At 58.0% G+C, this 11,877-nt stretch carries 7 protein-coding genes; 2 read left to right on the forward strand and 5 right to left on the reverse strand.

Features of this window, described 5'->3' with window-relative positions; all coding sequences use genetic code 11:
* Positions 1-80: 80 nt before the first annotated feature.
* The gene (locus ACR0AG_RS11350; RefSeq protein ID WP_480838861.1) at positions 81-1,055 is read left to right on the forward strand and encodes a LysR family transcriptional regulator; all 975 of its coding nucleotides are present in this window, start codon (positions 81-83) and stop codon (positions 1,053-1,055) included.
* 4 nt (positions 1,056-1,059) lie between these two features.
* Here the strand turns inward: ACR0AG_RS11350 and ACR0AG_RS11355 are convergent, their stop codons facing one another.
* Positions 1,060-2,583, reverse strand: coding sequence for a trimethylamine methyltransferase family protein (locus ACR0AG_RS11355; RefSeq protein WP_480838863.1), 1,524 nt, complete (start codon positions 2,581-2,583; stop codon positions 1,060-1,062).
* Positions 2,584-2,768: 185 nt separating this feature from the next.
* On the opposite strand from ACR0AG_RS11355, the gene ACR0AG_RS11360 reads away from it, so the two are divergent.
* Positions 2,769-5,201, forward strand: coding sequence for a GcvT family protein (locus ACR0AG_RS11360; protein WP_480838865.1), 2,433 nt, complete (start codon positions 2,769-2,771; stop codon positions 5,199-5,201).
* A 113-nt stretch (positions 5,202-5,314) separates the two neighbouring features.
* Here the strand turns inward: ACR0AG_RS11360 and ACR0AG_RS11365 are convergent, their stop codons facing one another.
* The 4 genes from ACR0AG_RS11365 to ACR0AG_RS11380 form a co-directional block, all read right to left on the reverse strand.
* Positions 5,315-7,261 (reverse strand): heparinase II/III domain-containing protein, encoded by a 1,947-nt coding sequence (locus ACR0AG_RS11365; protein WP_480838867.1) that lies wholly within the window; start codon positions 7,259-7,261, stop codon positions 5,315-5,317.
* Positions 7,262-7,776: 515 nt separating this feature from the next.
* On the reverse strand, positions 7,777-9,558 hold the full coding sequence (locus tag ACR0AG_RS11370; RefSeq protein WP_480838869.1) for a thiamine pyrophosphate-binding protein: 1,782 nt from the start codon (positions 9,556-9,558) through the stop codon (positions 7,777-7,779).
* A complete protein-coding gene (locus ACR0AG_RS11375; RefSeq protein ID WP_480838871.1) occupies positions 9,558-10,967 on the reverse strand; it encodes an aldehyde dehydrogenase family protein in 1,410 nt (469 codons plus the stop codon). The genes ACR0AG_RS11370 and ACR0AG_RS11375 overlap by 1 nt, the downstream gene beginning before the upstream one ends.
* Complete coding sequence (locus tag ACR0AG_RS11380; RefSeq protein WP_480838873.1) at positions 10,948-11,877, reverse strand: sugar phosphate isomerase/epimerase family protein; 930 nt, start codon at positions 11,875-11,877, stop codon at positions 10,948-10,950. The genes ACR0AG_RS11375 and ACR0AG_RS11380 overlap by 20 nt, the downstream gene beginning before the upstream one ends.

Genomic DNA, 11,877 nt, shown 5'->3' on the forward strand with positions numbered 1-11,877 from the left:
TGCTCAATGTGTTTGAGATCATGATAAATAGTCTTTAACGATTTGAGATATCATATCACCCAAACATCGCATCGCCCCTCATGTCGCGCCAATCGACCCCAAAAGACCTCAGCCTGAAATGGCTGGAACTGTTTCAGATCTGCGCCCAGAAAGGATCGCTGCAGGCCGCCGCGAAAGAGACGGGGCTGACCATCAGCACCGTTTCGCACCATTTGCGCAACCTGGAAGACCATCTGGGCGTCGAGCTGTTCAACCATGCCCGCAAACCCATGGTCCTGACCCCCAAAGGTCATGTGTTTCTGCGCAATATCGACGAGGCGCTCTATGCCATTCGCAAGGCCAAGGCCGAGGCCTCGGCCGGAAATATCGCGCAGGCCAGTTATCTGCGGATCGGAACGATCGAGGATTTCGACAGCGACATCATCCCCGAGTTAGCGGTTTTTCTGTCCAGACATATGCCCGCGTGTGACTTCATGTATCAGACCGATTCAAGCCACGCGATCATCGAGATGCTGCGGGATCGCCATCTGGATTTGGGGATCACCACGACTCCGGAGGACAGGATGCGCGACCTGCAGGACCGGCCTTTGCTGCGCGACCCGTTTGTAATCGTCCTGCCACGCCTGAGCGAGCAGTCGTTGGCCGAGGTGCTGAACAGTCAAACCAAATTGCCGTTCCTGCGGTTCTCGGCCAATCTGATCATTGCACGTCAGATCGAATCCCAACTGCGCCGGATGGGTATTTCGGCCCCGCATAATTTCGAATGCTCAAACAACCAAACGCTGATGGCCATGGTCGCAGCGGGCGCTGGGTGGACAATCACAACTCCGATCCTGTTCGCACGGGCACGGCGGTTTCAAAGCAAATTGCGGATGCATCCCTTTCCCGGAAAAGGGTTCGCCCGAACGCTGGCGATTGTCTCGACACCCGATTGCTCGCGATCAGTGCTGGATCTGGTGGATAACAAGATCCGCGGGTTGATCCGAAAGACTGCCATCACATCCATCTGCGAGACGGCCCCCTGGCTGGCGGACAGTTTTACGCTGATCGAATAAAGGCTCAGGGATAGAGAATGTTGAACCTGGCGCGGATTTCCCTGTCCTGATCAGGGGTCAGGTAACCAGGGCTGGGCGCATCAAGGATGTCGCGCACCCGGGCGCGGGCGCGATCCCAGGCGGTTTGACCTCCGTTTTCGGCCCAGCTTCGCGGGTCGTCGCGGTCGGCCAGGGACGGATAGAAGTAATCACGCTCCATCGCCTCATAGGTCTGCTGGCCGCCCAAAAAGTGCCCCTCGCCCAGAACCGCATCGCAAATCGCCTGATAGCCTAGGTTTTCATCGCTCACCTCGATCCCACGCAACGCGCGATAGGTGTTGGCGTGCATTTCATCGTCCAGAACGAACCCCTCGAAACTGGCCCCCAGCAGGGATGCGGTCATGCCAGAGCTTTCATAGATCAGGTTGCCGCCGGCCAAGGCGGCAGCCAGCGATGTCAGGCCCTTTTCCGCGCCATATTGCGCGTCGATCGGTTTGGCATCGGTCATCGAGCAGGCCACGCCCGACGGCAAGCCAAGCCAGTTTGACAATTGCGCCGAGGCCGCGTTCAGAACGGCGGTTTCACCGCTGCCCCCGGCAAACGCTCCGGTGCGCAGGTCGATCACCAACGGCCAGTTGGAGAACACCATGGGAAAGCCGGGTTGAATGGCGTGCACCATCAACAGGCTGGCCAGCGTTTCCGCCATCGATTGCGCCAGAAACCCGGCAAGTGTTGCGGGCGCGGTTGCACCAGCCTGAGCCGCGGTGATGCAGGACATGGGAATGTTGTGCCGAATGCATTCGTAAACCACATCCACCGCATCCTCACCAAACCGCATCGGAGAGATGATGGGACTGATATGGGCCTTCAGAAACGGCCTGCGAGAAAAGGCTCCATCCCCGCCAGCCACAATATCCAGCATCTCGACAATCGGGGCCACATGCTCGGCCAGTGTGAATGAGGTCGCCACGGGTTTTGTCGTGTTGTGGATCAGTGCGAAAACCGTGTTCACATCCAGATCGAAACTGTCCGCCACATCCGTGGCCACGCAACAGCGCGTGAACCAGCTGATATTGGTCAGCTTGTCCTGCAGGTGCGTGAAATCGTGCAGGTCCGCCAGTGTCGACGGCCTGTATAAAGCAGTCTCGGGATCCAGGGTCTGAACCGCCGCCCCACCGGTGCCGAAATACACTTTGTTGCCACCCACATGGATCGAACGGCTTTCGTCACGACCGTGCAGCACAAAGGTTTTGGCCGCCTGATCAATCGCGTCGCGCACCAAAGACGGCGGGAACACGACGCGCCCTGCCCCGTTGTCTTTTGCCCCAGCAGCCAGCAAATCGCGATGCAGCCGATCCGGCACTTCGCCGAGGCCAAGGTGTTCAAGCAGATTAAGCGCGTTGTCGAAAATCTGCGAAAGGTCGCTTTCGCTGAGCGGCTTATAGCTGCCTCCGATCTGACCGGGCGGGCAAGGGTTTTGCGTTGGCGGCGCCGCGCGCTGCGCCAGACGCGCCCGCCGTCCGCCGCGCTTGCCCTGTCCTTCCGTCATTGCACATCCCCGCATTTGGAGCACCTGCCGGATTCAACGACACACATCGGGGGTCCGCAAACTCGACGCAGTAAATATGATAAAGTCGTATATTAGTCGTGATTTTATTTGATTAACGCCGGTAAGCTTGCCCGCCAGACATTCCCGCTCGCAAATCAGCACGTATTGCGTTGGAGGCCATCGTCATGAAATCACGAACCAAAGTTGTTGTCATCGGCGGTGGAATTGCCGGATGTTCTACGCTCTATCACCTGACGCAAGAGGGCTGGTCAGACGTGGTGCTGGTCGAGCGGAACGAGCTGACCAGCGGAACCACATGGCACTCTGCCGCGCAGGTGACGAATTTTGGTATGAACCAGACGATGGTGGGGCTGAAATCGCATTCGATCCGGCTGTATAAAGACCTGGCTGAAAACCCGGATTATCCGATCAACTATCACCACGGGGATGGCGGTATCCGGTTGGCCAATACCGAGCAGCAAATGCAGGGTTATCGCCACTTTGCTTCCATGGCGCGCGGTATGAATGTGCATTTCGAAGTGATCGATGCAGAAGAATGCGCGAAGCGGCACCCGTTGATTTCAACAACAAACCTGCTGGGTGGCTTATGGGACCCGCTGGATGGCGACATCGATCCCGCACAACTGTGCCAGGCGCTGGCCTATCATGCGCGCAAAGCGGGGGCCGAGGTCTATCGCAACACGCCGGTGACGGCCCTGACGCAACACAAGGACGACACCTGGACGGTGCACACTACAGCGGGGGATATCGACTGCGATATAGTGGTGAATGCCTGCGGCTATCGGGTGAACGAGGTTGGCGCGATGATGGGTGTGCATCACCCGGTCGCCTCGATGGAGCATCAGTATTTCCTGACCGAAGACATCCCCGGAATTGCGCAGGCCGGTCATCGTATGCCTCTGCTGCGCTGCCCGATCTCGGATTATTATTGCCGGCAGGAAAAGAACGGGCTTCTGGTCGGGTTCTATGAACAGGACTGCAAGACATGGGGCATGGACGGGATCGACCCGAACTTTGTGAACGCGCTCTGCCCGGACGATCTTGAACGCGTCATGGACGTGCTGGAAGGCGCGTTTGAACGTATGCCGGCGCTGCGCGAGACGGGCATCAGGTCCATCGTCAACGGCCCGATCACCTATACGATTGATGGCGCGCCGCTGGTCGGGCCAATCCCCGGGAAACAGAATGCCTTTTGCATCATCGGCCTGCGCGCGGGGCTTGGCGAAGGCGGCGGTCACGGCTGGCTGCTAGCGCAACAGATCGTTAATGGCGAGGCGCAGTATGACACCTGGTGTCTGGACCCAAGACGCTTTACCGGCCACGCCAATGTGGAGCTGACGGCGCTCAAAGCCATCGAGGATTATCAGAACGAGTTCCGGTTCCACTTTCCTCATGAACACCGCCCTGCCGGTCGCCTGGCCAAGACAACGCCTTTGACGCCCGTCATGGCCGCCGAAGGCGCCGAGTTCACGGTGGTCAATGGGTGGGAGAGGGTCAACTACATCAGACCCGATCCGGATTTTCATCCGTCCCTGAGTTTCAATTTCGACGAGGCCTTTGACATCGTTGCCGCCGAGGTCGCAAACGTGCAAACCAATGTGGGGTTATGCGAGGTCAACGGTTTCAATCGGCTAGAAATCACGGGCGCGGACCGGCACAACTTTCTTGATCGGATGATCTGCGGGCGGGTGCCACGTAAGGCCCAACGCGTTGGCTTGGGGTATCTGCTGAACCATCAGGGCATGGTGAAATGCGAGGCCACGGTCACCAACCTGCCCGCGTCAGATCGCGGGCCGGATCGGGTCTGGTATGGCTCGGCCGCGGCCAGTGAATACCATGACATGGACTGGTTGCGCGCGCATATCCGGCCAGGTGAGGACGTGCAAATTCGCAGCCTGACCAATGACCAGACCATTCTGGTTCTTGCCGGACCCAAATCCCGGGATGTGCTGTCCGCCTGTGCGCGCGGCGACTGGTCTGCTGACGCGTTCCCCTGGCTCAGCGCGCGCGAGTGTTTCATCGGACACGCCCCGGCCACCGTGCTTGGCGTCAGTTTCTCGGGCGAGTTGGCCTATGAAATCCACGTGCCCAACGCCGCGCTTTATGCGGCGTATCTTGCGTTGCGCAAAGCGGGTGAGGCCTATGACCTCAAGCTGTTCGGCAGCCGCGCAGTTGAATCGATGCGGTTGGAGAAAGGCTATCTGCACTGGAAATCCGACCTGATCACCGAGTTTGATCCATTCGAGACCGGGCTGGATCGATTTGTGAAGCTCGACAAGGACAATTTCGTCGGACGCGAGGCCTTGCTGGAACGTCAGGCGTCGACACAGCGTAAGAAGCTGGTAACCCTGCAGATCATGACATCACACGCCCCCGCCCATGCGGGTGCATCATTGATGCACGACGGCAATGTGGTTGGCACCGTCACCTCCGGCGAATGGGGCCACCGCGTGGGTATGAACCTGGCCTACGCGTTTGTCGATCCGGGTCTGAGCGCCCCTGGTGCCGTCATGCAATTGGACCTGTGCGGTGACCTTGTCGAGGCCCGAGTGATCGACCCGTCACCCTATGACCCTGCCTTTACCCGTTGGGCGTGAACCACATACGAGGTTGTCCGGTTTTGCTTGGAGGCACCAGCTCTGTCGTCACGAACCGCATCCTCAAAAAGCGGTGTGCTCACAAGGTCTAGCGACCCCTGGGGAGTTGCACCTTATTGAAGATTTTCACGACGCGAGAGTGTCGCGCTGAGCCGCCATTCGCTTAACGGAATGACTTTGGGTGTGTCTGCGCCCTCTTTCGTTTCAAAAATCACAGCGATGGTCTGCGCTGCGTCTGACCCTTGAGCAGGTCTTTCAATCATCAGACGGGTTATACCGGTGTTGGGGTTCTGGCTCTTGCAATCTGCATTAAATGGCGTGTCACAAGGGTCCGCCGAACGGGTGGAAAACGTCGCCCCGGGCGGTGACAGGATACGCGCATGCAGCTCCTGCCCGCTCTGACGCAAAACAGCGTTTTGCCCGTCCAGATCAATCTTTGCCTCAGTGTGCATCGTCCATGCAATCGGTTCGGTCTGGCCGAAGATTTCATCCTGGATCAGAACCCTGTCCCCTTCGATCAAGGCGATCCCGCGTTTGATCGTTCCGATTGGCTTTGCATAGGGGTTGGAAAGATCGGCGATTGCGAAATAAAGCTCGGGGAACTGCGCGAATTCCTCGATCTGTGCACGTCCGATCGTTTGCTGGTTCCCTGTCCCGAAGGTCAGCGTGTTCTGACCGATCGTTGCCGTGCGATAATAGTCAAACCGCTTCTCCAGAAAATATCCTGGTAGGTCATAGTTCCCGACCCCAAGATCCACCGCCCAGCGCACGCCCTTTGCATCCAGCACAAAGGTCCCGGCATCCAGATTGTTGTGATGACTGCGCAACGGACCGGCTTTGAACCCAACGTAAACGGCGTCCGGGTCCCACCATTCCGAGCGCATCGTCACAAGACCCAGACCACCGAACCATGCCGATCTTGGCAGGCTTCGTTCACCCTGTTCCCGGGTCTGTTGATCCCAGATCAACGCAAGGGCGGGATGGGACGACGGCGGGGCATCAGACAGAAACCGCATGTATTCAGGCCGCTTAAAGTGTGATGCAAACCAGTTGAGCGCGACCAGATCGGTGCTTGTGTCACTGTCGCCGTAGTTGAACAACAAACCCGTCGGCCCTGTCACGTGCACCAGATAATCGCCGAATCCCTCAAGACCATCGGAATTGGACAGCTCGAAATCATGCCCCAGCGCCGAGTTCAGCGCGCTCATGGTTCCGGCTGCATCGCGCGCCGCAAGGGCACCGTACATCGGCCCCTCTGGCCAGGCCCCACCGGGGGAAAAAACGGAAAAACCGTTCCGAAGAGAGATCTGGGCGTCATGGATAATCCGCTTGGACAAGTCGGGCTCGGCTTCGGATACCGCAAGAGCGGCGGCAATCATCCCGCTGTTGCAGATGATGTTCCAGTTGAAGGATGCGACGGGCCAGGTGATGTCGGCCAGTCCCGTTCCATCAGGCAAATCGCTTGGGATCTGAGTCGGATTGATCCAACGCTGGGGTACAACCCAGCCCTTGTCGAAATAGCCCTGATCCAGATCGTAGATCTTGGCGGCCTCGTTCAGCGCATTGTTCACAAGCGCGCTGCGGATCAGCGAATGATCATTATCGCTCAGCCTTTCGCCGATCCAGTTGTAACCAAGCGCGACGGCCAAAGCGACCCTGCTGAGATCCAGAAATTGTTCGGGATACCATGTTTCCAGTTTGGAAAGCTCAACAAGCTCTGTCCGCAACCTTTCGGCAAACTGCTTGTCGCCGGTCAAACGCCATGCCAGGCCCAGAGTCGTCAGATGTTCGACCGGTTTCTGGTTGAACCCCTGAAAAGGCTTTGTCCCATCAGCGCTTTGCGCCCGAGTGACTTCGACAATGGTAGGTTGCTTCAGATACGTTTCCGCGTCATCCAGAAGCACTTTGTAGATCGCCGCCGTTCGGGCATCTGTCTTTCGGGCCGCCTGAATGCGTTGAACGATCTCATCGGTCAGCATGATCGGCGGGGACGCGCGCTCTGCCTGCGCACCAGACGCAAGCACGAACAGCATCAGCCAAACCAGACCGAAGAGGCGCATAGGAGCTTGCTTTACGGCGGCAATCACTACGTCTTTCCGTCCTCTTTCTACTAACGCTACGGGCACCCGCCCACAAAGCCTAGCGCCAGCGGCAAAGAAAGGTAGTTAAAACGCAAGCCGATACAAAAAACACCTGCGCCCCAATGATCAGGCCGCAGGTACCGGAGATCAGGTGTTTATGGAAACCCTTTAGGACACCGCGAACACGTTCGCGCCGAACGCACAAAACAATTCACGACCTAGTCTCGTTCGTGACCTCCCAAGGGAGAAAACAAAGTCGTTTTGCGAGACTCACAAACGTACCTAGTTATCTAATTTGACACCTGAACGGGTCGAACAAGAAAAGGTAACTTTAAGATATTTTTTATGCACTTGCAGGGATGTTAAGTCCAATCATCACCCAACACACGGCTGGCTAAGCAGACTGACATTTCTTAAGTCATTTTCACGAGCATGGTAACAGGCCAGGTCCGCGCGAAGCACTTCCTTTGCAGAGTGTACCTCGCGCAGATTGTTTAGGTTGCGACGTGTGAAACATCCTTGTCCGGAGAGTAAATGTCCAAGATGTTCCAATGCCCGGTCGTTGGTGTCGGGTTGTTGATCATCGGCACATCGAGCACGGTTGGCTTGCCACTGGCGATTGCCGCTTCCAGTGCGGGCAACAGCTCGTCGGCTGCGCTGAGTCTGTGCCCTTCCGCGCCATAGGCTCGTGCTATTTCGGCATAGCCGGGCCCATTTGCGGGTGCGGCGGCTGATCCGGGGAAGGTGGTTCCATAGGTCAGACCATAATGCGCTTTTTGAAGACCGGCGATGGTGCCAAAAGCGTTGTTGTTCATCACCAGCCAGATGATGCCCAGATCAAGCTCGACCGCCGTCGCCAGCATCGACGGGTTTTGACCGAAGCCACCATCGCCGACCAGACTTATCACCACACAATCAGGTGCTGCCAGTTTTGCGCCGATCGCGCCCGGAGGGCCAAAGCCCATCGTCGCGAACCCGCCCGGGGTCAGGATTGAACCGGGCGTCAGGATATCGAACTGTTGCCCGACGCCGTTCTTGTTCCACCCAACGTCCGTGGTGATGATGGCATCCTCGGGCAGTGCTTTGCGGGTATCTGCCAGAATACGCTCGGGCATCATCGGAAAGGCCGACGAGGTCGCCATGACCATGTTGCGCGCTTTGAAGTCCGATCGGAAGTCGGCGATCTTCTGTTCCAGCGCGGGGCGCTTGAAGCCGTCCGGATACATCTCGCGGGCGACCCGGTTGAGGACGCGCAATGCGGCCCTGGCGTCCGCAACGACACCGATCTCGGTGGGATAATTCCGACCGATTTCCTGCGGTTCGATGTCGATATGAATGACCTTTGAACCGGGAATGTTGAACGTATAGCCGGGATACCAGCTGGAGCAATCGGCCTCTTTGAACCGGGTGCCCACGGCAAAGATGTAGTCCGCATTCAGGCAGGACTGGTTGACCAGCTCGGTGCCCCAAAAGCCGGTCATTCCCAGCACAAGTGGATGGTCGTCCCGCAGCGCGCCCTTGCCCATGAGGGAATGCGCGACGGGCAGTCCCATATGTTCAACGAATGCACGCAATTCCTCACTGGCTTGCGCCAGCAGGATACCGCCGCCGACATAAGCAACCGGGTTTTCGGCCTTAGCCAGTGCTTCGACAATCTCTCGCGCTGTCTCGTCGTCAATCGACGGCTTCTTGAGCGCGCGCGTGTTTTCTCGGATACGGTCGAAACTGTCCGAGGGGATCACCTCTGAAAAGATGTCCATGGGGACATTGACCAGTACCGGTCCGGACTGGCCGCTTTCAGCGAGATGAAACGCCTTTTCCAAGATTTCGGCCATCAGGTCCGCCCGATCTACGCGCCATGCACGTTTGACGAAGGGGCGATAGATCTCCCACTGGGCGGCGTCTGCGTGCAGGTTCACCTCCTGATGCGGGTGTTTACCGTAGTAATGCGTAGGAATATCGCCCGCGATCACCACCATCGGGATACAGTCCAGCGCCGCGTTGGCGACCCCGGTGGCGCAATTTGTCAAACCTGGGGAGAGGTGTGATAAGACCACCGAGGCCTTGCCCGTCACGCGGGCATAAGCGTCCGCCGCATGGCTGGCGATTTGTTCGTGCCGCACGGTGACAAAATCGATGGGGCTTTCCGCTAAAGCAGCCAGAACCGCGATGTTCGTGTGACCGCACAGGCCAAATACATGTTTGACCTCACGACGTTCCAGGAAATCAACGATATGTTCGGCGACGGTTTTACCGTCCAGTTTCGCTCCGTCCATCACGCGACCTCCTGTCCGTAGAACTCACCGAACAGGTCCGGTTCCGAGGGGCGATCCTCGGGGGTCGGACGGCTGACCCAGGTGTAGTTCATCATGTGTTTCATGGTGACGTTTTCATTGGTGATGTTGCCGCCCCAGATGCCGCAACCCAGGCTGCTGGTCATAGGCATGCCATTGGTCCAGGCACCCGCATTGGCCTTGGACTGAGGCTGCCGAACCATCATGCGGCTGACCGGAGCCAGACGCGCCAACCGGTCGATGTGATCGTCATTGTGGCTGTAGATCCCGCAGGAATGACCCTTGCCCCCGGTGTTGTAAATCTGGCTGACCGTTTCCAGCGCGTCATCGAACGTGTCGAAGTGATAAAGCGCCATCAGCGTGGTCAGTTTTTCCTTGGAGAACTTGTGCTGCGGGCCGATTTGCCCCTGATTTTCAACCATCAGGAACTTTCGATCTTCTGGGATGCTAAATCCGGCGACCTTGGCCGTTTGCTGAGGTGGGCAGGCGATGGTCGGAAACGTACGGTTTCCCTTTTCATCCCACATGGCCGCTTCGAGCATGGCCTTCTCTTCATCCGAACACAGGTAGCCGCCTTCGGCTTGAAGCGCCTTGACCATATCGTCGTAAACTGAGCGCTGGATGATGATGTTGCCGTCGGCAGAACAACCCGAGCCAAAGTCGGACGTCTTCGAAATGCGAGTGTTCTGCGCGGCGATGTCCAAGTCGGCGGTTTCATCGATGACGATGGACGAGTTACCTGCGCCGACGCCATAGGCCGGGCGCCCAGAACTGTAGGCCGCTTTGACCATCGGCTTGCCGCCCGTTGCCAAAGTCAGGTCGCAGATTTCCATCAGATGTTGCGTCAATGGAATCGAAGGTTTGCGAATGGATTGAAACAGATCCTCGGGGGCACCTGCGGCGCGGCACGCTGCGCGCATGACCTCGACCATTTCATAAGTCGTGTGAGCGGTGCGTGGATGCGGGCTGAAGATCACCGCATTCCGGGCGTTCGCGGCGGACACGCCGGTCACCGGCGGTGTCATTGCCGGGTTGGTCATAGGAATCAGGGATGCGATCACGCCAGCAGGTTTGGCGTATTTCACCAAGCCCTTTTCCTCATCCACCTCGACGATCCCGGTCGATGGCGTGCGCAGGACATCTCGCAGCACCATGTGAATCTTGAAGCGCTTCGCGGGGCGCCCTTCGCGATCTCCGATACCGCTTTCGTCCACGCCTTGCTGGGCCAGCCGGGTGAAGGTTTTCTCGTTCCCAGCATACCATGCAATGGCCTGAGACAGGCGGTCCAGCCTGTCCTGATCCCAATCCTCGATCTCGGCCATGGCAGCGCGGGCGCGTGCCAGCATATCGGCCGCAAGGTGCCGGTCGTTTTCAGTGAGCTCTTTGCCCATGATAATCCTCTTGGTGTTTTGGAATGGCTGCTTCGGGCATGCGGCGCTGTGATCGCGCCTTGCCGAATGTTCGTTTGGCGTGGCTGAGACAGCGACGCGCGTGTTCTTCATATCCCAACTCGGCAACGCGGCTTTGGTTGGGCAGTTCGATGGAATAGTCGACGGGTGGCATCCGTTCGATGATGCCGGTGAAATCGATCCAACCTTCGCCAGGATAGAGCCTTGCATCGCGGGCCAGCTGGATCATGCCCTCGCGCGTATCGGCGATGCCGGGCAGGCAATCCGAGATATGCAGGAAGTGAAACAGGTCAGAGGGGACGTGCAGAAGCTCTCCGAGATCAACGCGGCTGAGGTGCAGATAAAGCGTATCGACCAGAATACCGCCATTCGGTTGATCAGAGGCACGCACGATATCAAGCGCCTCATCCAGAGTGCGCAGGCGGGAGAAACTCGGGAACTCCAGGTCCACCGTCAGCCCGAAGGGTGCGGCCAGTTCGCAAGTCTCGGAATAAACGTCGATCAAAAAGTCACGATCATCGCGAGTGTTGGTCCACGCGCTCATGATCATGCGTTTGGCGCCCAGTTCTCCGCCGATCTCCAACGATCGCTCAAAACTGCGCGGGTCGACATCTTCGGTGATGCGCGCAATCTCGATATCCAGAACCTTCAGACCGGTGGTAGTGAGAGCAGTTTTGGTGGCTTGCACTTGTGCCTTGTCGATCGGGGATTGAGTGAATTCACCGGGCACATGCATCGGAATGAACCGGGGGCTGACCGCATCGTACCCGGCTCGCGCGGCGATATAGACCAGCTCGGGCGGCGTACAGCCAATCAGCGTCAGATGCGCCAAGGAATAGAGAGAGGGGCTTGCGCCAGCCTCTTCGGGTTTCACCATAAACGACAGCTCCAT

It is taken from the genome of Ruegeria sp. H6, from assembly GCF_056532975.1.